The sequence below is a fragment of the Sphingomonas kyeonggiensis genome, assembly GCF_014196745.1.
Taxonomy (GTDB): Bacteria; Pseudomonadota; Alphaproteobacteria; order Sphingomonadales; family Sphingomonadaceae; genus Sphingomonas; species Sphingomonas kyeonggiensis.
The window spans coordinates 242,601-263,981 of the sequence record NZ_JACIEH010000004.1 but is presented as its reverse complement, the minus strand read 5'-3'; the positions used below and the strand labels follow the sequence as shown (position 1 = coordinate 263,981).

General features: G+C 68.2%; 16 protein-coding genes. 8 read left to right on the top strand and 8 right to left on the bottom strand.

Annotated features, from left to right (window positions below):
• Positions 1-13 precede the first annotated feature (13 nt).
• A complete protein-coding gene (locus tag GGR46_RS22770; protein WP_184000359.1) occupies positions 14-1,108 on the bottom strand; it encodes a glycosyltransferase in 1,095 nt (364 codons plus the stop codon).
• Positions 1,109-1,296: 188 nt separating this feature from the next.
• Between GGR46_RS22770 and GGR46_RS22765 the strand changes: the two genes are divergently transcribed.
• Genes GGR46_RS22765 through GGR46_RS22755 form a run of 3 tightly spaced genes read left to right on the top strand, consistent with a single transcriptional unit; the run spans position 1,297 to position 3,956 of the window.
• A complete protein-coding gene (locus tag GGR46_RS22765) occupies positions 1,297-2,229 on the top strand; it encodes a hypothetical protein (protein WP_184000358.1) in 933 nt (310 codons plus the stop codon).
• Positions 2,226-2,744, top strand: coding sequence for a DUF2141 domain-containing protein (locus GGR46_RS22760; protein ID WP_184000357.1), 519 nt, complete (start codon positions 2,226-2,228; stop codon positions 2,742-2,744). Before GGR46_RS22765 ends, GGR46_RS22760 begins: the two co-directional genes overlap by 4 nt.
• Before the next feature lie 15 nt (positions 2,745-2,759).
• Positions 2,760-3,956: a glycosyltransferase gene (locus GGR46_RS22755; RefSeq protein WP_184000356.1), complete on the top strand. Its 1,197-nt coding sequence runs from the start codon at positions 2,760-2,762 to the stop codon at positions 3,954-3,956.
• On the opposite strand, the gene GGR46_RS22750 is transcribed toward GGR46_RS22755, so the two are convergent.
• On the bottom strand, positions 3,896-5,443 hold the full coding sequence (locus GGR46_RS22750) for an ArnT family glycosyltransferase (RefSeq protein WP_184000355.1): 1,548 nt from the start codon (positions 5,441-5,443) through the stop codon (positions 3,896-3,898). The genes GGR46_RS22755 and GGR46_RS22750 overlap by 61 nt on opposite strands.
• A gap of 163 nt (positions 5,444-5,606) precedes the next feature.
• Here GGR46_RS22750 and GGR46_RS22745 point away from each other — a divergent pair, with 163 nt between their 5' ends.
• Positions 5,607-7,226 carry an alkaline phosphatase D family protein gene (locus tag GGR46_RS22745; protein WP_184000354.1) on the top strand — a complete coding sequence of 540 codons (1,620 nt, stop codon included), beginning with the start codon at positions 5,607-5,609 and terminating at the stop codon, positions 7,224-7,226.
• A 163-nt stretch (positions 7,227-7,389) separates the two neighbouring features.
• Here the strand turns inward: GGR46_RS22745 and GGR46_RS22740 are convergent, their stop codons facing one another.
• Together GGR46_RS22740 and pepN are read right to left on the bottom strand one after the other, a co-directional pair.
• Positions 7,390-7,869 (bottom strand): methylated-DNA--[protein]-cysteine S-methyltransferase, encoded by a 480-nt coding sequence (locus tag GGR46_RS22740; RefSeq protein ID WP_184000353.1) that lies wholly within the window; start codon positions 7,867-7,869, stop codon positions 7,390-7,392.
• Positions 7,870-8,042: 173 nt separating this feature from the next.
• The gene (gene pepN, locus GGR46_RS22735) at positions 8,043-10,631 is read right to left on the bottom strand and encodes an aminopeptidase N (protein ID WP_184000352.1); all 2,589 of its coding nucleotides are present in this window, start codon (positions 10,629-10,631) and stop codon (positions 8,043-8,045) included.
• A gap of 119 nt (positions 10,632-10,750) precedes the next feature.
• Between pepN and GGR46_RS22730 the strand changes: the two genes are divergently transcribed.
• The 4 genes from GGR46_RS22730 to GGR46_RS22715 all read left to right on the top strand — a co-directional run bounded on the left by GGR46_RS22730 (position 10,751) and on the right by GGR46_RS22715 (position 16,628).
• Positions 10,751-12,439, top strand: a complete 1,689-nt coding sequence (locus GGR46_RS22730; RefSeq protein WP_184000351.1) for a M28 family metallopeptidase — start codon at positions 10,751-10,753, stop codon at positions 12,437-12,439.
• A gap of 1 nt (position 12,440) precedes the next feature.
• Positions 12,441-14,030, top strand: a complete 1,590-nt coding sequence (locus GGR46_RS22725; protein ID WP_184000350.1) for a M20/M25/M40 family metallo-hydrolase — start codon at positions 12,441-12,443, stop codon at positions 14,028-14,030.
• Positions 14,027-15,658 carry a M28 family metallopeptidase gene (locus GGR46_RS22720; RefSeq protein ID WP_343058314.1) on the top strand — a complete coding sequence of 544 codons (1,632 nt, stop codon included), beginning with the start codon at positions 14,027-14,029 and terminating at the stop codon, positions 15,656-15,658. The genes GGR46_RS22725 and GGR46_RS22720 overlap by 4 nt, the downstream gene beginning before the upstream one ends.
• A 157-nt stretch (positions 15,659-15,815) precedes the next feature.
• Positions 15,816-16,628: a Rossmann-fold NAD(P)-binding domain-containing protein gene (locus tag GGR46_RS22715; protein ID WP_184000349.1), complete on the top strand. Its 813-nt coding sequence runs from the start codon at positions 15,816-15,818 to the stop codon at positions 16,626-16,628.
• Here GGR46_RS22715 and GGR46_RS22710 read toward each other — a convergent pair.
• The 4 genes from GGR46_RS22710 to GGR46_RS22695 all read right to left on the bottom strand — a co-directional run bounded on the left by GGR46_RS22710 (position 16,538) and on the right by GGR46_RS22695 (position 21,339).
• The gene (locus GGR46_RS22710; RefSeq protein WP_184000348.1) at positions 16,538-17,449 is read right to left on the bottom strand and encodes a DMT family transporter; all 912 of its coding nucleotides are present in this window, start codon (positions 17,447-17,449) and stop codon (positions 16,538-16,540) included. The genes GGR46_RS22715 and GGR46_RS22710 overlap by 91 nt on opposite strands.
• Positions 17,450-17,612: 163 nt before the next feature.
• The gene (locus GGR46_RS22705) at positions 17,613-18,614 is read right to left on the bottom strand and encodes a threonine aldolase family protein (protein WP_184000347.1); all 1,002 of its coding nucleotides are present in this window, start codon (positions 18,612-18,614) and stop codon (positions 17,613-17,615) included.
• A 121-nt stretch (positions 18,615-18,735) separates the two neighbouring features.
• On the bottom strand, positions 18,736-18,960 hold the full coding sequence (locus GGR46_RS22700; protein ID WP_184000346.1) for a hypothetical protein: 225 nt from the start codon (positions 18,958-18,960) through the stop codon (positions 18,736-18,738).
• Positions 18,961-19,011: 51 nt separating this feature from the next.
• The gene (locus GGR46_RS22695; RefSeq protein ID WP_246426311.1) at positions 19,012-21,339 is read right to left on the bottom strand and encodes a transglycosylase domain-containing protein; all 2,328 of its coding nucleotides are present in this window, start codon (positions 21,337-21,339) and stop codon (positions 19,012-19,014) included.
• Positions 21,340-21,381: the final 42 nt, after the last annotated feature.

The following is a 21,381-nucleotide window of genomic DNA, read 5'->3' as shown; positions in this document are numbered from 1 at the left end:
GCCGGGATGACGGTTATTTGGTCCGCTGGCTGACGATCCGGTCGAACAGCGCGAGATATTCCGCGATCGGATCGCCGCCCGTCACGACCGGTTCCGGCCGCTTTGCATCGGGGCCGAGCCAGTGATTCAACGCCGCCACCAGTCCGTCCGCATCCTCCCGGTCGATCACCGTTCCCAGCGCCGGCGCATGGACGATCTCGCGTACCGCCACGCTCGATTCGGTCGACACCACCGGCGTCCCCACCGACAGCGCCTCGCGCAGCACGCCGGGCACGCCTTCATAGTCCGAGGTCAGCACTGCCACCGCGGCCCCTCTGATCGCGGGCAGGGGATCGCCGGCATGGCCGGGCATCGTCACCCGGTCGCCAAGTCCCAGAGCCGCGACCTGTGCCTCGAGTTCGGCGCGCGCACCGCCTTCGCCGAGCAGGAGCAGCCGAATCTCCTGATCCGCCAGCCGGGGCAGGGCGGCGAGCAGCCGCTCCCAGCGCTTCTGCGGCTCCAGCCGGCCGACGCCGATCAGATAGCGTCCCTCGGGAATCGCCACCGGGGCCGCCTCTGCGATACCCGAAGCGGGCGGATTGGCGATCACGCTCACCCGGTCCGCCGGCATGCCCATCTCGGCGACCGCTTCGGCCGCCATCGCCGGGGTCATCGCCACGACATGGTCGAGGAAGCGCGGGTGGAGCCGCAGCCAGCGGCGATAGCGCCACGCCGCGCCCGGCGAGAGCTCGGGGCGGACCAGCGCATTGGAGACCTTCGCGACGATCGGCGGGCATTTCCGTCCCAGCCGCAGCCGGGTCGCGGCGGCGATGCCGCTATAATGGTTGCCCGCGCAGAAGATCAGGTCGGGCTGCGCGGCGCGGACATGCGTCGCCAGCGAAAGCAGCGCCGAATAGCGCGCGTCGCCCAGCTCGATCAGGTCGATCCCCTCGGGTATTTCCGCGGCCAGAGGCCCCTCGCGGCTGCCCAGCACCAGCGTCACCCGGCGACCCGAATCGAGCCAGCCGCGTGCCATGCGCAGCATCGCCCTTTCCACCCCGCCGCCCTGCAATCGCTGGGCATAAGTGAGGATGTGTTGGGCGGATTCGTTTTGTGTGCAGTGCAACATAGACCTTGCGAATTGCCATTCTTACGCCCAAATCGCCCCCGCAATAAACCGCATTCTGCTGCCACCAGCCATTTTCGCGTCGTGTGAACTGGGGGCTGAAAAGCCGCATGGCGCGGGTAAAGTGCTGAATTTGCCCGTTTTGGGCTGCGGAATACGAATCAGTGAACGAACCCAGTCTGGAGGCTTCGGTGAACACGAGCGTTGTCGAGGCCGTCCCTCTCCCGGGCGCGCCCGACCTTGCGGGCCTGGAGCCCGTCGAAAAGATCAAGCGCCGCTGGCCGGCGTTCGTCGGTGGCGCGCTGACGCTGCTGATGATCGTGGCGCTCGGCCGCGAGCTGTTCGGCTCGGGCCTGGCGGGTCTGTACCGCACCCTGCCGACCAACCCGCTCTTCTATATCGTCTTCGCGCTCTATTATGTGGGCCCGCCGACCTTCGACTACATCATCTTCAAGCGGCTGTGGCAGATCCCGCTCGCCGGGCTCGCCGCACTCCACAAGAAGCGCATCTCGAACGAAGTGCTGTTCGGCTATTCGGGCGAGGCCTATTTCTACGCCTGGGCGCGCCAGCGCACCCAGATGGTCGCGGCGCCGTTCGGTGCGGTGAAGGACGTGATGATCCTGTCGGCGATCGCCGGCAATGCGATCACGCTGATCATGATGATCCTCGGCCTGCCGCTCTATCTCGGCCTGGTGCCGCCGACCTGGAAGGCCGCGGTGCTCGGCTCGGTCGTCGTGCTGGTGCTGATGTCGGTGCCGTTCCTGCTTTTCTCCAAGCGCGTCTTCTCGCTGCCCCGGCGCGAGCTGTGGTGGGTGTTCCTGGTGCATTGCGCCCGTATCGTCACCGGTTCGCTGCTCGTCGCCATCGCCTGGCACCTGGCGATGCCGGGCGTGTCGATCGGCGTGTGGCTGATGATGGCCGCCGGCCGCCTGCTCGTCTGGCGCCTGCCGCTGGTGCCGAGCAAGGAAGCCGCCTTCGCCGCGATCACCGGCGTGGTGATCGGCCAGGGCTCGGCCATGTCCGAGCTGATGGCGCTGATCGCCGGCCTCACGCTTCTCAGCCACGTCGCGCTGATCGGAGGGTTCAGCGTCCAGGCCCTGCTCCAGAGGAACAAGCAGCAATGATCCGTGCCCTGACCGCCAGCACCGCCGCCGCGCTCGCCTTTGCCGCGACCCCGGCGCTCGCGCAGCAGGATCCGGTGGACGGCACCTGCGCGATTCCCGGCGGCGCCCGCCTCTATGTGAACGTCACCGGCCTCAAGGACCGGACCGGCCGGCTCAAGGTCGAGCTCTATCCGCCGAACGAGGAAGACTTCCTGCGCGACGACACCTCGCTCAAGCGCGAGGGCAAGCCGTTCCGCCGCGTCTGGTCGTCGGTGCCGCAGTCGGGCCCGGTGCGCATCTGCATCCGCGCACCCAGCGCCGGCACCTGGGCGGTGCTGTTCACCCATGACCGCGACGGCAAGAACAAGTTCAACTTCTGGGAGGACGGCGCCGGTTTCGCCAGCAACCAGAAGCTCGGCCGCAGCCGTCCCAAGGTGCGCCAGGCGCTGGTCAATGTCGGTGCCGGCGGTGGACAGATCACGATCAAGGCCCAATATCTGAGGGGCCTGGGCGGCTTCGGCCCGCTCGAAGACTAAGGGAAGGTGCGATCGATGCGCATCGTCGACGTCAACGAGTTCTATTCGCCCACCGGCGGGGGCGTCCGCACCTATCTCGATCGCAAGATGGGGATCATGGCCGATATGGGCCATGAGCTGACCGTCATTGCCCCGGCGCTCGAATCGAGCGTCGAGGAGCGTCCGGGCGGCGGCCGGGTGATCTGGGTCAAGGCGCCGCCGCTGATCCTCGATCGCAACTACGGCATCTTCGTCAAGGACGAGCCGGTCTGGAACCTGCTCGACGAACTCCGGCCCGACATCGTCGAGACCAGCTCGCCCTGGCTGCCGGGCTGGACCGTGGCGCGCTGGAAGGGCGATGCGGTGAAGGTGTTCTTCGCGCATGGCGACAATATCGGCGCCTATCCGCAGCGCTGGCTCGACAGCGTGGCGACCCCGATCCAGGTCGAGCAGGCCTTCGCCTGGTACACCCGGTACATGAACAACTTCCTCCAGCATTACGACGCGTTCGTCACCAACGGCCCGGCGCTCGCGAAGCGCTTCCGCCGCCGGGGGATGCACGTCGATGCGTCGATGCCGCTGGGGATCGAGCGGCAATGGTTCTCGCCCGATCTGCGCGACGAGAAGCTGCGCGTGGCGCTATTGGCCCAGCTCGGCCTTCCGCCCGAGGGGCATCTGCTGCTCGGCCTGGGCCGGCACCACAAGGAAAAGCGCTGGCCGCTGGTGATCGACGCGGTCGAGGCGGCGGCGAACGACCTGCCCGTCGGCCTGATGCTGATCGGCGACGGCCCGCAGCGCCGCCAGCTCGAGGAGCGGATCGCCGGCAGCCCGCACATCAAGATCTTCAGGCCGGTCTATGACCGGGTGCGCTTCTCGCGGATCATGGCGAGCTGCGACGCGCTGATCCACGGATCGGACGCCGAGCCGTTCGGCCTGGTCGCCTCGGAGGCGCTCGCCTCGGGCCTGCCGCTGGTCGGGCCGGACGAGGGCGGCTTCGCCGAGATCGCCGATCCGCTGTTCGCCGAGACCTATCGCGCGCGCGACGCCTATTCGGCCGCCGATGCGATCCGCCGGATGTTCGGCCGGGAGCAGACCATCCTGCGGAGTGCCGCACGCATTGCCGCCGGCAAGGTGCGCAGCGACGCCGATCACGCCGCCGAGCTGATGACCTATTACGAAGGCTTGCTCGCAGCGAAGCGCGGCGGCGCCTTGCGGGCCGCCGGCAGCTCGTAGACCGAGATGTAGAGGTCGCCGAGCGGCCAGCGGCCACGCAGGCGATAGCCCATCTCCTCCATCCGCTGCACCGCCAGCCGATGCGATTCCATGCGCTCGCCATAATAGGTCGGGCGCATCACCACGATCTCGGGCCGCTGGGTGAAGATGCGGTTGATCTCCTCCAGCTGGTCGACGCCCAGCGCGCCATTCTCGCGCTCGCGCGAGAGGTGGCTCGGGAAGATCCACGGCGTCACCGTGCAGCGCCCGGTATAGCTGTAGAGGATGGCGTTGCCGGAATAGACGTACATGCAGCCGCTGCCGTGGCCGATGCCGTCGGCGAGCGCATCGAGCTGCTCGGCATTGCCGCGGTGCCATTTGGCGCTCCACGCGGTGTATTCGCCGCCAAGGCCGGACGCGAGCAGCATCACCGGGGTCAGCCATTTCCGGCCGAACTCGGTGCCGCCCAGATAGCCGGCGCAGCACAGGCTGGCGGGCACCAGCACGGGCAGGGCATAGTGGTTGAACCAGCTGCCGAACACGAGCAGGCCGATGACGGCGGCGATCAGCCAGCCGAAGAACAGCGCACGTACCGGATGCTCGCTCGGGTCCTTCACCGGCACGTGGCGCGACAGGCCCGACACGATCAGCAGCAGGCCCAGGATCAGAGCGATCTTGAGGAAGGCGCGCAGCAGCACCATCGGCGGATCGCTCAGCCGATCGACGATCGAGCCGAAATTGGCGTAGAACCAGGGCTCGCCATGCCCCAGCACGATGAACACCGCCCAGACGGCCAGCGTCGGCAGCCACACGGCGGCCGCCCATAGGCAGCCGCGGCGGATGACATGGGCGACGCTGGTGCCCAGCTTCACTTCGCGCCACATCAGCCACAGGCCGAGGAACATCGCCTCGAACACCACCGAATATTTGATCTGCATCGCCACGCCGACGATCAGCATGGCCAGCGTGCCGCGATGGATGCGGCGGCGGTCGCCGCTCTCGTCGCTCGGTTTCGGCACGACGAGCAGGAACGCCCAGGCCATCAGCAGATTGTAGAACACCGGCGCCTGGCCGCCCTGGCCGTCGGCGAAGTTGATCATGAACAGATAGAGCAGTGCGACGGTCAGCGCGCCGCGCCCCCATCCGGCCTTTTCGGCCAGCCGGGCGATCAGCAGCGCGGTGCCCACCACGGCCGCCAATGCCATGGCCTGGTAGATCCAGATTCCCGCCGGCACGCCGAACGCGGCGGGCAGCAGGTAGATCAGGAACAGGCCGACGGGCTTGCGGTCCCACACGTCGACGAACGGCACCGCGCCGTGCAGCATCTGCTGCGCGGTCACGAAGTAGAATTCCTCGTCGACATGGACGACGGGGTTGCCAAAGGTCAGCGCGCGCACCGCCACGGCGGCGAGCAGCACGACCGACCAGCGCGGAAGCGCGGCGATCGCTGCTGTGAGGTCGGTCAGGCGAGTCGTCCGGCTCCCCAGCACTTCGGACTTGCTTGCCATCAGGAGCGCTTGGCCCCGGGCGGGAGGTGATGCGGCATCTGCTTTGAAAGGGCCTTGTTGCGTGCGACTGCAGGCGTGCTTAGCGTCCGCGGCGCGCGCTGTCACGAACTCGACATGCACGAGCGGCAAGGCATGCGGCGAAATAGCTTGGGAATGCCTCGAAATGACACTGCGCATCGATCGCCGCTCGCTCATCCTCACCGGCACGCTCGGCCTCGGCGCGCTCGCCATTCCGGGCTTCTCCTTCGCGCAGGCGCTGGCCAGAGGCTTCACCCATTCGGTCGCCAGCGGCGAGCCGGGTCCGGACACGATGCTGCTGTGGACGCGCTACGTCCCCGCCGATCGCGGTGCGGTGAAGGTGAAGGCCGAGGTCTCGAAGACCGAGGATTTCGCCAGGATCGTCTCGGGCGGTGAGCAGATCACCGGCCCGTGGCGCGATCACACCGCCAAGATCACCGTCGAGGGGCTCGAACCCGGCACCAGCTATTTCTACCGCTTCGTGGCACCCGACGGCAGCTTCTCGCCGGTCGGCCGGACGAAGACGTTGCCCGTTGGCAATGTCGGCAAGTACGGCATCGCGATCTTCTCCTGCTCGAACATGCCCTATGGCTATTTCAACGCCTATGGCCATGCCGCGGCGCGGGGCGACATCGACCTGTGGCTGCACCTCGGCGACTATCTCTACGAATATGCCGCCGGCGGCTATGCGCCCGAAAGCGGCCCGGTCGGCGGCCGCGTGCCCGAGCCGGCGGGCGAGATCATCCACCTCGCCGATTATCGCCTGCGCTATGCCAGCTATCGCAGCGATCCGGACCTGCAGGAGCTGCACCGGGTCAAGCCGATGCTCGCGCAGATGGACGATCACGAGAGCGCCAACAACAGCCGCGAGATGAGCGCGCAGAACAACCAGCCGGGCGAGGCCGACTGGAACGATCGCCGCGCCGCCGCGCTCCAGGCCTACAAGGAATGGATGCCGGTCTCGGAGACGCCCTGGAGCAGCTACGATGTCGGCACGCTGGCTACCCTGTTCCGTACCGAGAGCCGGCTCCTCTATCGCAGCGACGAGCCCGAGCTCGCCCCGCTCTTCGCCTCGGCCGATGCGCAGAAGGCGCTGGTCGCCTTCCGCGACGGCGCGCTGCAGGATCCGGCCCGCACCATGCTCGGCACCGAGCAGGAGGCCTGGCTCGGCCATGCGCTGAAGAAGTCGACTCGTTCGGGCCAGAAGTGGCAGCTGGTCAATTTCGGCACGATCATGGGCAAGCAGAACATTCCTGTCCAGGCGATGGACTGGCTCAAGCCCGATGCCTCGGCGCGCACCAAGGCCTATGTCCAGGCGGGCGTGATGGCGAGCAAGCTCGGCATCCCCTCGGATCTCGACAATTGGGGCGGCTTCCCCGCGGCGCGCGCCCGCTTCCTCAAGTCCGCCCAGGCGGCCGGCGCCAACCTCCTCGTGCTGTGCGGCGACAGCCACAATGCCTGGGCGTTCGACCTGGGCCAGGACGGCAAGCCCGCCGGCGTCGAGTTCGCCGGGCACAGCGTTTCCTCGCCGGGCTATGAGCAGGCTACGGGCGCCGATCCGAAGGTGGTAGCCGCCGCGCTCGTCGCCGCCAGCCCCGAGTTGAAGTGGTGCGACACCAGCCGTCGCGGCTACATGGCGCTGACGCTCACGCCGGAAAAGGCGAGCAACGACTGGGTGATGATGGACACGATCACCCAGCGCACGCTCAAGGCCAGCGTGGGGCATACCGTGGTGGTGACCCGCGGCCGGAACGTGATGGCCTAGTTCAAATTCCTCCCCCAGCTTGCTGGGGGAGGGGGACCGCGACGCGAAGCGTCGGGGTGGAGGGGCGCGGCGGTCTTCGCCGCCGCTCCTGTGCTGGCCCCTCCACCATTCGCTGCGCGAATGGTCCCCCTCCCCGAGACAAGCTCGGGTAGGAATTCTACGTTCAGCCCCGCTCCAGCCCCAGCAGATATTCCTTCGCCGCCAGCCCTCCGGCGAACCCGGTGAGCTTGCCGGTCGACCCGATCACCCGGTGGCACGGCGCGACGATCGAGATCGGGTTGCGGCCATTGGCGGCGCCCACCGCGCGCGAAGCCGTGGGGCGCCCCAGCTTCATCGCGATCTCGCCGTACGAGCGCGTCTCGCCGAACGGGATTGCGAGCAGCTCGGCCCAGACCGACTTCTGGAAATCGGTGCCGCGGAAATCGAGCGGCAGGTCGAAGCGGGTACGCGTCCCGGCAAAATACTCGCGCAGCTGGTCCTCGGTGGCTTCGAGCACCGGGTGCCCGGCATCCTCCTCGACGGCGCCGAGCTTCACCCGGTCGGGCGAATCATTCTCCCACAGGATCGCGACGAGCCCCTTGTCGCTGGCGACGAGGGTGAGGTCGCCGACGGGCGAGGCGATGGTCTTGGTCGACAGGGTCATCGGGTTTCTCCTTGCCCTGCCGATATGGGCCGGTTGGCCACCAACTACTTCCTGCGCCTTGCGATCAAAGCCAAGTCCGTCATCCCGACGAAAGTCGGGATCTCAGGCGATGGCGGGAATGGAGCCGCCCGAGATCCCGGCTTTCGCCGGGATGACGATCGGTTCGATGACGCTCAGTCGAGCGACTTCGACGCCTGCTCGAACATGTCCTTGCTCAGCCCCGGCGTCGCGACGATCCGCTCGAGCTCGGCGCGCATCTTGGCCGCGCGGCCGGCGTCGAACCGCTTCCAGCGGCCGAGCGGCGGCACCAGCTTGGCGGCGGTCTGCGGGTTCAGGCGGTCCAGCGCGATCAGCTGGTCGGCGACGAAGCGATAGCCGCGGCCGGAGATGTCGTGGAACGCCCGCTGGTTGACGCTGAACGCTCCGATCAGCGCCCGGGCGCGGTTCGGGTTGGCCAGGGTGAAGTCCGGGTGGCTCGCGAGCGCTTCCACCGCCCGGGCGGTATCCTCGCGCGCCGACAGCGCCTGGGTCTGGAACCATTTGTCGAGCACCAGCGCATTGCCCTGATAGCGCTGGTAGAAGGCCGAGAGCGCCGCCTCGCGCCTGTCCGACGTGCCGTTGACCAGGGTGCTCAGCGCGCCCTGGCGATCGGTCATGTTGTCCGCCGCCTCGAACTGGCCGAAGGCGAGCGCCGCGGCATCGTCCGCGCCGCTTGCCGCGATATAGCCCAGTGCGACGTTCTTCAGGCGCCGCGCGCCCTTGGCCGCGGGCGAATATTCGAACCGGTTGGCCTGCGCCCCGTCATAGGCCGCGCGCCATTCGCCTTCGAGCGCCTTGCCCAGTTCCGCGCGCAGGGCTTCCCGCGCCGCGAAGATCGCGTCGGGATCGACCACGCCCATCTGGTCGCCGATGAAGCTGTCCGAGGGCAGCAGCACCGCTTCGCCGACGAACGCCTTGTCGAGCGCGCTGTCCGCCAGCGTATTGCGTACCGCCTCGATCACCGCGTCGTGCTGGCCCTTGCCGCTGGTCACCGCGGCGACGAGCGTGTCGAGCATCAGCTGCTGCATCGCCTCGTAGCGGGCGAAGGGATCGTCGTCATGCGCCGAGAGGAAGGCGAGGTCCTTCGCCGTGCGGTTGGTCTCGACGATCACCGGCGCGGAGAAGCCGCGGTTGATCGACAGCACCGGCGTTTCGGACAGGTTCTCGAACACGATCTCCTGCGCCGCGTCCTTCAAAAGCACCAGCTGCTCGTCGCACATCGGCCGGCCGGTGATGCCGCCGAACAGCTTGACCTTGAGCGGCAGCACCATCGGTTCCTTGACCGGCTGGCCCGGCGTCGGCGGCACGCTCTGCGCGAGCTTCAGGCGCGCGCGCCCGCCTTCCTGGGTCAGGTTGGCCGAGACGCGCGGCGTGCCCGCCTGGCTGTACCAGCGGCGGAACTGGGTGAGATCGACGCCGCCGGCCTCTTCCATGCAGCGCACGAAATCCTCGCAGGTGGCCGCGGTGCCGTCGAACTTGTCGAAATACAGGTCGGTCGCCGCGCGGAACTTCTGCGGACCCAGGATGGTCGACATCATCCGGATCACTTCGGCGCCCTTGTTGTAGATGGTCGCCGTGTAGAAGTTCGAGATCTCGATATATTCGTCCGGGCGCACCGGATGGGCGAGCGGACCGGAATCCTCCGGGAATTGCGAGGCACGCAGCCCGCGCACGTCCTCGATCCGCTTGACGGCCTTGCTGCCCTGGTCGCCCGAGAAGCTCTGGTCGCGGAAGACGGTGAAGCCTTCCTTGAGCGAGAGCTGGAACCAGTCGCGGCAGGTCACGCGATTGCCCGACCAGTTGTGGAAATATTCGTGCGCCACCACCGCGGCGATCGCGTCATAGTCGTAGTCGGTGGCGGTGTCGGGATCGGCGAGGATGTAGCGGCTGTTGAAGACGTTCAGCCCCTTGTTCTCCATTGCGCCGAAATTGAAGTCGTCCACCGCGACGATGTTGAACACGTCGAGATCATATTCGCGGCCATAGACGCTCTCGTCCCAGGCCATCGACAGCTTCAGCGCATGCAGCGCGTGGTCGGTCTTGGGCAGGTCGGCTTCGCGCACCCAGATGCCGAGATCTACGCTGCGGCCGCTCATCGTGGTGAACTGGCCCTTGTTCGCCACCAGGTCGCCGGCGACCAGCGCGAACAGATAGCTCGGCTTGGGGAAGGGGTCGTGCCACTCGGCCCACTGGCGGCCATCCCCGGCATCGCCCTGCGCGATCGGATCGCCGTTCGCCAGAAGCACCGGGAAGCGCGCCTTGTCGCCCGCCATCTTTACCTTGTACCTGGACAGCACGTCCGGCCGGTCCGGGAAGAAGGTGATGCGGCGGAAGCCCTCGGCCTCGCACTGGGTGCAGAGCATGCCCGACGAGGCATAGAGCCCCTGCAGCTGGGTGTTGCGCTCGGGCGCGATCGTCACGACCGTCTCGATCTCGTGCGCCGTGCCGGTCAGCGGGATCACCAGGTCGGGTCCGTCCATCGTCCAGCCCTGCGCCTCGACGCCGTCGACCAGCACCGCCTCCGCCGCCAGCCCGTCGCCGTTCAGCACCAGCGCCCGGTCATGCGTGCCGTTGCGCTCGACCTTGAGCACCGCACGCACCCTGGTCGCAGTGGGATCGAGGTCGAAGTCGAGCGCGATCTCGGGAACAAGCCAGTCGGGCGCGCGATAGTCCTCGCGGCGAATAACTTGCGGGGTTTGCGATGCGATGCGTGCGTCTGCCATGATCCCTCGGATATAGGGGCAAGTATCCCGCCCGCCACCACGAAAATCTGTCCGCTTGCGCCTGCGTCAAGCCGTGCTACCGAAGCGATATACCGAGTTACGCCCGAGAGGTTCCCCACATGATCCGCACCACCACGCCGCTCGCCCTCGCGCTGATGCTGGCCATGCCCGCTTATGCCCAGACCGCGGCGCCCGCCGCCGCCCCGGCTACGCCCAGTGCCGCCGAGCGCAACGCGATCATCAATGCCGAGCTGCCGGCCGACCAGGCCGCGCTCAAGAGCCATGTGATGTTCCTCGCCTCGGACGCGCTCAAGGGCCGCGAGGCGGGCAGCGACGAGTTCAACATCGCCGCCCAGTACGTCGCCTCGCAATTCTATGCCGCCGGCCTCAAGCCCGCCGGCGACAATGGCGGCTATTTGCAGAGCGTGCCGCTGATCAGCGCCAAGCTCGACGGTCCCGGCACCCTGTCGCTCACCCGCAAGGGCGGCGCGCCGGTCACGCTCGAATTCGGCAAGGACTTCGTCTCCTCGGCCAACCCGGAGACGCCCAATTACACCGTCACCGCACCGGTGGTGTTCGTCGGCTACGGCATCGTCGGCCAGGGTCGTGACGACTATAAGGGCGTCAATGTGAAGGGTAAGATCGTCGCCTATTTCAGCGGCGCGCCCGAGAGCTTCCCCGGCGAGGTCGCCGCGCATTTCTCCAACCCGGCATCCAAGTCGGAGATCGCCGCCAGGCACGGCGCGGTCGCCACGATCACGCTCGAATCGCCGCGCACCGCCAAGCAGCGTCCCTTCAGCTTCTACGCCAATGCCGTGACGCGTCCGCGCTTCACCTGGGGCAATTCCAACGGCACCGGCCATATCGCCGCGCCGGGCACGCCCTCGGCCGGCACGGTCAGCCTGGTCGGCGCCGAGAAGCTGTTCGCCGGCGCGAAGCAGAAATGGGCCGACATCGCCAAGGCGGCCGAAGCCGACAATGCGGTGTTCAAGGCCGAGGCGCTGCCGGTGACCGTCACCGTCGCCGCCAAGACCGCGCTCACCCCGGTGCAGAGCTACAACGTCGCCGGCCTGATCCCCGGCAGCGACCCGACGCTCTCGAAGGAGATCGTCGTCCTTTCCGCCCATCTCGATCACATCGGCGTCGGCCGCCCGGACAAGACCGGTGACACGATCAACAATGGCGCGCTCGACGACGCGGTCGGCATCGCCTCGCTGATCGAGGAGGCCAAGCGCTTCAAGACGGCGGGGACGAAGCCGCGCCGCTCGGTGCTGTTCCTCGCGGTCACCGCCGAGGAGAAGGGCCTGGTCGGCTCGGACTATTTCGCCAACAACCCCACCGTGCCGCTGTCGAGCATCGTCGCCGACGTCAATCTCGACATGCCGATCATCACCTACAAGTTCCAGGACGTGGTCGTGTACGGCGCCAGCCACTCGACGCTCGGCCCGATCGTCGAGCGCGCCGGCAAGGCGATCGGCGTGCCGCTGTCGGACGATCCGCTGCCCGGCGAGAACATCTTCGTCCGCTCGGATCACTACAACTTCGTCCGCAAGGGCGTGCCTTCGGTCTTCCTGTGGCCGGGTGCCGGCGGCCCGGGCCGCGCGGCGATCGATGACTTCATGAAGAACCATTATCACCAGCCCTCTGACGAGGTCGGCCAGCTGCCGGCGATCGACTGGGAATCGGGCGTGCGCTTCGTCGATGTGAACTACCGGATCGCCCGCGAGATCGCCGATGGCGACCAGCGGCCGGTGTGGAACAAGGGCGATTTCTTCGGCCTCGCCTATGACGGCCCGGGCGCCAAGTAGGATGAAGCGGCACCTGCTTCTCGCCGCGAGCGCGCTGCTCGCGGCGACTCCGGCCTTCGCCCAGGACCTGGGCAAGGACGCGGCGGCGCTCAAGGCGCATGTCCAGTTCCTCGCCTCCGATGCGATGAAGGGCCGCGACACCGGCAGCCCCGAGCTGACCATCGCCGAGCAATATGTCGCGGCGCAGATGCTCGCGGCGGGGCTGAAGCCGGCGGGGGTGGATGGCACCTGGTTCCAGCCGGTGCCGCTGATCGATTACAAGCCCGCCGATCATGGCAGCCTGGTCCTAAGGCGCGGCGGCGCGGAAACCCCGCTCGAATGGGGCAAGGACTATATCACCCGGGCGGTGCCTTCGAACCCGAAGTTCACCGCGTCGGCGCCGGTTGTGTTCGCCGGCTACGGCACCGAGGGCGAGTATAAGGGGCTGAACGCCAGGGGCGCGATCGTCGCGGTGGTACGCGATGCGCCGCATTCCGGCCCCAGCGACATCCGCGCGCATCTCGGCATCCCGATCGAGCAGTCGCGCACCGCCGCGGCGCATGGCGCAATCGGTGTGATCCTGATCGAGGGCGTCTCCCGTCGTACGGGCTATTCGTTCGCGCGCACCGTGCCCAATTGGCAGACCAGCGCGATGCACTGGCAGGGCGCTTCTGACGGCGCCGCCGCACCGGCCTTCGCCTATCTGAGCTACGAAGGGGCGGCCAAGCTGTTCGCGGGCACCAGGATCAAGTGGGACGAAGTGCTCGCCGCCGACAAGACGGACCGCAAGCTGCCCACGGGCGCGCTCGGCGTGACCGTCACCGGCGCGTCCAACACCGATGTCCGCACCCTCACCGCCAACAATGTCGCCGGCGTGCTGCCGGGCACCGACAAGGCCGGCGAATATGTCGTGATCTCGGCCCATCTCGATCATGTCGGCGTCGGCAAGCCCGATGCGAAGGGCGACACGATCTATAACGGCGCGATGGACAATGCCGTCGGCACCGCCGCGATGCTCGAGGTCGCCCGGCGTTTTCAGGCCGCGGGCAAGGCGCCGCGCCGCTCGATCCTGTTCGTCGCCGTTACGGCGGAGGAACAGGGGCTGGTCGGCTCCGATTACTTCGCCGCCAACCCGACGGTGCCCAAGGGATCGATCGTCGCCGACGTCAATCTCGACATGCCGATCCTCACCTATGATTTCGTCGACCTCGTCGCCTATGGCGCGGATCGCAGCACGGTCGGCAGGATCGTCGAGACGGCGGCGGCGGCCGAAGGGGTGAAGCTCGTCCCCGATCCCGCGCCCGAGGAAGCCTCGTTCGTCCGCTCGGATCACTACAGTTTCGTCAAGGCCGGCATCCCTTCGGTCTCGCTCGATCTCGGCCCGGGCGGACCCGGTGCGGCGGCGACCAGGGAGTTCCTCGACAAGCATTACCACCAGCCCTCGGACGAGATCGGGCTGATCGACTGGAAGCAGGGGCTGCGCTTCGTCGGCCTCAACTATGCGATTGCCCGCGCGCTCGCCGATGCCGAGGAAAAGCCGGTGTGGAACAAGGGCGATTTCTTCGGCACGCTCTATAAGGGGCCGATGGCCCAGGGACCCGCTGCAAAGTGAAACTCAACCGCTTCCTTCTCGCCGCCGCGGCATTGCTCGCCGCGCCGCTTGCCCAGGCCCAGACGGCCGCGCTGGCCGCGCAGCTCCCGCCCGAACAGGCGGCGCTGAAGAGCCATGTCCAGTTCCTCGCCTCCGACGCGATGCGCGGACGCGAGGCAGGAACGCGCGACTATGACGTGGCGGCCGAATATGTCGCGGCGCAGATGCTCGCGATCGGGCTGCAGCCGGGCGTGGCGGGAAGCTGGTTCCAGCCGTTCAAGCTGGTCGCCTACAAGCCGGCCGAGAAGGCCAAGTGGAGCCTGGTGCGCGGCGGCAGCGAGATCCCGCTCCAGTTCGGCATCGATTTCGTCAACACGCCGGCGCCCGCCACGCCCGACTTCAAGGCCGAGGCCGGCATCGTCTTCGCCGGCTATGGCCTGGTCTATCCCGAGGGCAAGCGCGACGACTACAAGGGGCTCGACGTGCGCGGCAAGATCGTCGCGATCCTGCCCGGCGTGCCCAAGGGCCTGCCCGATGCGGTCGAGGCGCATTTCAGCGATGACGAGCAGAAGGCGGCGATCGCGCAGAAGAAGGGCGCGGTCGCGGTGATCGTGCTGGAATCGCTCGCCCAGCGCGAGCAATTCCCGTTCGAGGCGATCGTCCCCTATTACGACTATGAGCGTACCACCTGGGCCCGTCCCGACGGCACCGCCTTCGCCACCGCGGCCGGCGCGCCGCCGGTCGGCTATGTCGGCCCGGTCGGCGCCGAGAAACTGTTCCAGGGCGCGAAGATCAAGTGGCAGGACGTGCTCGCCGCCCAGCGCAAGGCGACAAAGATCCCCACCGGCGCGCTGCCGGGCATCCTCAAGGTGGCGAGCAAGACGCGGCTGGTCACCCAGTCGACGCGCAACGTGGTCGGGCTGATCCCAGGCAGCGATCCCACGCTCAAGGCCGAATATGTCGTCCTCTCCGCGCATCTCGACCATGTCGGCGTGGGCGATCCGGTGAATGGCGATCGCATCTACAACGGCGCGATGGACAATGCGGTCGGCGTCTCGACGATGCTCGAGGTGGCCCGCAAGTTCATCGCCTCGGGCGAGAAGCCCAAGCGCTCGATGCTGTTCATCGCGCTGGCGGCGGAGGAGAAGGGGCTGCTCGGCTCCGACTATTTCGCGCATTACCCACCGGTGCCCAAGGACAAGCTGGTCGCCGACGTCAACATGGACATGCCGATCCTCACCTATCCGCTGGTGGACGTGGTCGCGCTGGGCGGCGAGCGTTCGAGCCTCGGCCCGGTGATCGAGGCGGCTGCGGCGACCGAGGGGCTCAAGGTCGTGCCCGACCCGAGCCCCGAGGAAATGTTCTTCGTCCGCTCGGATCACTACAGCTTCGTCAAGTCGGGCGTGCCGGCGGTGTCGCTCGATACCGGCCCCGGCGGCCAGGGTGCCGAGGCGCAGAAGAAGTTCCTCGCCGAGAATTACCACAAGCCCTCGGACCAGATCGACCTGCCGTTCGACTGGAACTCGGCGGCGAAGTACATGCGGCTGAACTATGCCATCGCCCGCACCCTCACCGACGTCCCGGAGCGCCCGCGCTGGAACAAGGGCGATTTCTTCGGGGTGCAGTTCGGGGGCTATGGGGCGGAGTGACCATTTAAATCCTCCCCCAGCTTGCTGGGGGAGGGGGACCGCCGCCGAAGGCGGTGGTGGAGGGGCGCGCCGGGCACCGGCGCGTTGCGCCGGCCCCTCCACCATCGCTGCGCGATGGTTCCCCTCCCCGAGACAAGCTCGGGGAGGATTTTAGAGAATGCATCTCCTGATCTTCGGCCCGGGCTACACCGCCACCCGCCTGATCGCCCGCCTCGCCGGCCAGGCGGAAATCGCCACCGTCACCCGCGAAACCTTCGCCGACCGCGCGGACGACATCGCCCGCGCCACCCACATCCTGTCCACCGTCCCGCCCGGTGACGACGACCCCGTCCTCGCCGCGTACGGCAAGGACATCGCTGCCTCGGGCGCCTGGATCGGCTATCTCTCCTCGACCGGAATCTATGGCGATGTCGCCGGTGCCTGGGTCGATGAGCGCGCGCCCACCGGCACCGGCCGCCGCACCGCCCGCGCGCAAGCCGATGCCGCCTGGCTCGCCTTGCCGAACGCCCGCGTCTTCCGCCTGCCCGGAATCTACGGCCCCGGCCGCTCCCCGCTCGATCGTATCCGTGCAGGTGCTGCTGCCCGGATCGATGTGCCCGGCCAGGTGTTCAGCCGCGTCCATGTCGACGACATCGTCAGCGGCGTGATCGCAGGGTTCGACGGTCCGCCCGGCGCCTACAACTTCGCCGACGACCTGCCCGCCCCGCAGAGCGACGTCATAGCCTATGGCTGTGCGCTGCTCGGTCTCCCGGTGCCCCGGCTGGTGCCGCTCGAGCAGGCGAACCTCAGCCCCCAGGCCCGGGCCTTCTATGCCGAGAATCGCCGCGTCGCGAACGGCAAGGCGAAGCGCGTGCTGGGCTGGGCGCCGCGCTACCCGGATTACCGGTTCGGCCTGCGCGCCCTCAGCGCCACCACGAGCCCCGCGACGACCAGCACCGCGCCGCCCGCCGCCAGCCACGACCAGCGATAGCCTTCGAACACCGTCGAGAAGACCATCGCGATCACCGGGATCAGCACGCTGGTGTACGCCGCCTTGGCCGGGCCGATCGTGCGGATCAGCTTGAAATAGATGCTGAAGGTCAGCGCCGATCCGAGCACGCCCAGATAGAGGATGCCGAGGCCATAGCTCGGCCGCGGATCGAACACCGGCGCGCCGACCGTGGCATAGGCGAAGGCCGCATCGATCGCGGCGCCGCTCAGCATCGCCCAGCCGAGCGCGGTCGCCATCGGATAGGCCTTGGCGGTGTTCGTCGCCTGCATGACATTGGCGGTCGAGGCCGACAGCACCCCCAGCATCGCGATGCCGATGCCGAGCATCGCGGCGTGCGGCCCGACCGGGCTCAGCCGCGCCTCGTGGACGAACAGCAGCGCCACGCCCGCCATCGCGATCGCCGAGCCGATCACCAGCTGCCGCCCCATTTTCTGGCCGAGGAAGATCCGCGCCAGCACCGCATTGGGCACCAGCAGCAGCGCATAGACCACCGCCACCACGCCCGAGGTGATGTGCTGTTCGGCGCGGTAGACGAAGTTGAAGTTGAACACGAACTGGGCGAGCCCGAGCAGCACCGCGAACCGCCAGCCGCGCAGGTCCATCCGCAAGCCGTCGCCGCGCAGCAGCGCCCAGGCGAGCATCGTCACCCCCGCGACGGTAAAGCGATAGGTCACCGACCAGCTCGGTGGCACCACCGACAGCTGGTCGCGGATCACGATCCAGGTCGACCCCCAGATCAGCGTGACGATCGCGAAGGGGATCAGGACCGAAAGGCGAGTGGACTGGGGAGCGTCGCTCATCAATCCCTCCCCCAGCTTGTCTGGGGGAGGGGGACCGCCGCCCGAAGGGCGGTGGTGGAGGGGCGGTGGTACACCGCCGTCTTCGCCGGCGGCCCCTCCACCACTCGCTTCGCGAGCGGTCCCCCTCCCCGAGCGAGCTCGGGGAGGAATTGGAGAAGGCCCCTCACAGCGCTGCGATCGCGTCGGCCAGCGGCCGGATCGCGTCCTCGCTCTGGTCCCAGCTGATCACCAGCCGCGCCTCGCCGACACCCCAGTCATAGAAATCGAAGCCCAGTGCGCGCAGCGATGCGGCTTCCGCGGCGCTGACCTTGAGGAACACCTCATTGGCCTGCACCGGATGCACCAGACGGTCCCCCGCGGCCCGGGCGAGCAGCGCCGCCCCGGCATTGGCCGCGCGGCCGTTGCGCAGCCACAGGTCGTCCTCGAGCAGCGCCAGCACCTGCGCCGCCAGATAGCGCCCCTTCGAGAAGAGCAGCCCGGCGCGCTTGCGGCGATAGAGCGTCGCGTCCGCCAGCTCGGTCCTGAAGAACACCAGCATCTCGGCGCTCATCCCGCCATTCTTGACGAAGCCGAAGCTCAGCGCATCCACGCCGGCGCGCCAGGTCACGTCGCCCGGATGGCAGCCCAGATGCGCGACGGCATTGGCGAAGCGCGCGCCGTCCATGTGCAGCCCGAGCTTCCGCTCCTTGGCCAGCGCGCCGATCGCCGCGACCTCGTCGGGCGTATAGGCCAGGCCGTACTCGGTCGCGTTGGTGATCGAGATCGCATGCGGCTGGACCTGATGGACGTCCGGCCGGATCGGGTCGATCACCGCGCGGATCGCGTCGGGGGTCAGCTTCGAGCCTTCGCCGTCGCCGACCAGCAGCTTGGCACCATGCGTGTAGAATTCGGGCGCGCCGCATTCGTCGACATTGATGTGCGCGTCGCGGTGGCAGACCACCCCGCCATAGGGCGGGCAGAGCGCCGCCAGCGCCAGGCTGTTCGCCGCCGTGCCGGTCGGCACCCACAGTGCACGCACCTCGGTCCCGAACAGGTCCGAAAAGGCGCCGTCGAGCGACTTGGACCATTTGTCCCCGTCATAGGCGGTGTCGAGCTGGTTCACCTTGCCGAGCGCGGCGAAGACCTCGGGGCAGACGGCGGCGGCGTTGTCGGAGAAGAAGCGCATGGCCGGTCCATGCGGGGGGTGTCCCGCGGCGTCAACAGAGAGAATCTCGCCCTATCCGTAACCCCGGCCTCGGGGCAGCAGTCGGGCCGGCGCGTTACCGATGCGTGGCCTCCTGCGGCAATCATTTCCCCCAGGCGGTGACGATGACGACGATCCCGAAAGTCGCCGTGAGCACCCAGGATGCCGCAACGACCCGGAAGGTGATTGGCGCCGAGCGACGGCTCGTATCGATGGCGGGGTCCCAGGGCCTTTGGCTCAGGAACATGTTGCCGGAAGCAAAGCCGGCTCCCAGCGCCATCACGGACACAAGCGTGAGAAGCAATCCGGCGATCACGAACAGGTTCATGATATCAGGACTAGTGCCCGATCGAACCTCCGCAAGGGGGAGCGTTCGCTGCTACCGCTCCTCGCCCCGCCGATCGTCCGGCCGGAAGCGGTCGCCCGGCGGCGGCCCGTCCGGTGCCTGGTCGCGGCGCGGGCGGCGGTCGATCGGCCGCGCATCGATCGGTGCTTCGCCTTGCTCGTCGGGATCGACGCCCTGCGGCACCACCTGGGTCTGGATGCCGGTACCCTCGATGAAGTCGCCCACGCCGTTCAGCACGTCGTCCAGCGTCACGTCATTGCCGTCGGGCTCCACCGTCGGCTCGGGCGGCGGGATGCGCAGGTCGAGCGCGCGGGTCATGAAGTCGCGCCACACCCGTGCCGGCAGGCCGCTGCCCGACAGGCCGGGGTTCGGCGAATTGTCGTCATTGCCCAGCCAGACGCCGCAGACGATCCCGCCCGCATAGCCGATGAACAGCGCGTCGCGATTGTCCTGGGTGGTACCGGTCTTGCCATAGGTCGGGATCGGCAGGTTCGCGCCGCGGCCCGTGCCTTCTTCCACCACCGTGCCGAGCAGGCTGCGCAGATCGTCGAGCTGGCGCCCGTTGAACCGGGTCGGCCCGCCCAGCCGCTTGGCCAGCCAGTCGCTGTCCGCCTCGTCCTCGCTCAGCCCCTGTGGCCGCACCGGATAGGTGCCGTTGGCGACCGAGGCATAGGCGGCGGTCAGCTCGAGCAGCGAGACGGTCGAGGTGCCGAGCGCGATCGAGGCATCGTTGCCGATCGGGGTGGAGATGCCCAGGTCGCGCGCAGCCTGGGTCACCGCGCGCACGCCGAACTTCTGGGTCAGCCGCGCCGCGACCACGTTGGACGAGCGGGCGAAGGCACGGCGCAGCGTGATCTGCCCGGCATAGTCGCCATGCGAATTCTCGGGCTTCCAGTCGCCGATCTGGACGGGGGAGTCGTCGACGATGCTGTCCGGCTCCATCCCGCCGCGCAGCGCCGCCAGATAGACGAACAGCTTGAAGGTCGATCCCGGCTGGCGTCGCGCCTGGGTGGCGCGGTTGAACGGGCTCTCGCCGTAATTCCTGCCGCCGACCATCGCGATCACCCGGCCGTCGGGCCGCATCGCCACGATCGCGATCTGCGACTTCTTCAGCCCCGCACCGCGCACCGCACGCTCGGCCGCCTGCTGCGCGCTGAGCTCGAGCGTCGTCTGCACCGTCTGCTCGGTGCCGACCCCGCCCGCCCGGTCGCGCGCCTGGGGCAGCACCCAGTCGGCGAAATAGGTGCCGTTGGGCAGGTCGTCCTCGGACTTGGTGACGTTGAGCACCGCCGGGCGCACGCTCTGTCCGCGCGCCTTGGTGATCAGCCCCGCATCGACCATCGACGCGATCACCAGCTTCTGCCGCTCGCGTGCCCCCTTCAGGTTTCCGGTCGGCGCCAGCCGCGATGGCGCCTGCACCAGCCCCGCCAACAGCGTCGCCTGGCTCAGCGTCAGCGCCTCGGGTTCGACGCTGAAATAGTGCCGCGCGGCGGCGCGCAGGCCGTACACATTGTCGCCGAAATAGACGTTGGAGAGGTAGCGCGAGAGGATCTCGTCCTTGCTCAGCCAGGCCTCCAGCCAGAAGGCGATCAGCACTTCCTGTGCCTTGCGCCCGAAGGTGCGCTGCGAGTTGAGGAAGGCGTTCTTGGCGAGCTGCTGGGTGATCGTGCTGCCGCCCTGCGATCCGCCCTCGCTCGTCACATTATGGACGAAGGCGCGCAGGATGCCGCGCGGATCGACGCCCCAATGGCTGTAGAAGCGCCGGTCCTCGATGCCGACGAACGCGTTACGGACATGCTCGGGCAGCTTGCTCGCATCGACGGGGCCGGCGATCACCGCGCCGCGCCGCGCGATCGGTTTGCCCTCGGCGGAGAGGAGCGTGATCGAGGGTGGCGCCGGCGGCTGGAGCGACTTGGACAGCGGCGCGGTCAGCGCGAGCCAGGCGACCGCGACGAAGAACAGGATCAGGAAGCCCGCGACGATCCAGCTCGCCCAGCGCAGCCAGTTCCGTTTCTTGACCACCACCGGCAGATTGGTGGTGTAGCCGCCCGCCGGCAGCGGCTCGGCATGGCCGGGCTGGATCGGTGGCGGGGGAGGCGGGGGCGCGGCACGGCGCCAGCGTGTGCCCTGGTCCTCGGGCGCGGGCATGCCGCCCGAAAGCTCCAGCGGCGGCTCGGGCTTTTGCGGCGTCACGCGTTTGATCGCCTCGCCCAGCCCCGCGCCGAGCTTCTCGATCGAAGGCGGACGCCAGTTGCGCGGCTCGGGCTTCGGCGCGGGCGCCGGGTCCGGCGATGGCTCGAACCCGTCGTCCGACCGGCGCAGCGGAAAGCGGACGTTCCTCGGATCGCTGCCGTCAGCCATCAATCTTCGATTCTGCCGCTCGCATGGCGCCCTTTTAACGCA

Coding starts and splice junctions, on each gene's coding strand:
- GGR46_RS22705 (WP_184000347.1), bottom strand. CDS start 18,614: ATGCGCTTCTTCTCCGACAACGCCGCCGCCGTCTGCCCCGAGGTCTTC.
- GGR46_RS22745 (WP_184000354.1), top strand. CDS start 5,607: ATGACACTGCGCATCGATCGCCGCTCGCTCATCCTCACCGGCACGCTC.
- GGR46_RS22730 (WP_184000351.1), top strand. CDS start 10,751: ATGATCCGCACCACCACGCCGCTCGCCCTCGCGCTGATGCTGGCCATG.
- GGR46_RS22710 (WP_184000348.1), bottom strand. CDS start 17,449: ATGAGCGACGCTCCCCAGTCCACTCGCCTTTCGGTCCTGATCCCCTTC.
- pepN (WP_184000352.1), bottom strand. CDS start 10,631: ATGGCAGACGCACGCATCGCATCGCAAACCCCGCAAGTTATTCGCCGC.
- GGR46_RS22700 (WP_184000346.1), bottom strand. CDS start 18,960: ATGAACCTGTTCGTGATCGCCGGATTGCTTCTCACGCTTGTGTCCGTG.
- GGR46_RS22740 (WP_184000353.1), bottom strand. CDS start 7,869: ATGACCCTGTCGACCAAGACCATCGCCTCGCCCGTCGGCGACCTCACC.
- GGR46_RS22760 (WP_184000357.1), top strand. CDS start 2,226: ATGATCCGTGCCCTGACCGCCAGCACCGCCGCCGCGCTCGCCTTTGCC.
- GGR46_RS22715 (WP_184000349.1), top strand. CDS start 15,816: ATGCATCTCCTGATCTTCGGCCCGGGCTACACCGCCACCCGCCTGATC.
- GGR46_RS22755 (WP_184000356.1), top strand. CDS start 2,760: ATGCGCATCGTCGACGTCAACGAGTTCTATTCGCCCACCGGCGGGGGC.
- GGR46_RS22750 (WP_184000355.1), bottom strand. CDS start 5,443: ATGGCAAGCAAGTCCGAAGTGCTGGGGAGCCGGACGACTCGCCTGACC.
- GGR46_RS22770 (WP_184000359.1), bottom strand. CDS start 1,108: ATGTTGCACTGCACACAAAACGAATCCGCCCAACACATCCTCACTTAT.
- GGR46_RS22725 (WP_184000350.1), top strand. CDS start 12,441: ATGAAGCGGCACCTGCTTCTCGCCGCGAGCGCGCTGCTCGCGGCGACT.
- GGR46_RS22695 (WP_246426311.1), bottom strand. CDS start 21,339: ATGGCTGACGGCAGCGATCCGAGGAACGTCCGCTTTCCGCTGCGCCGG.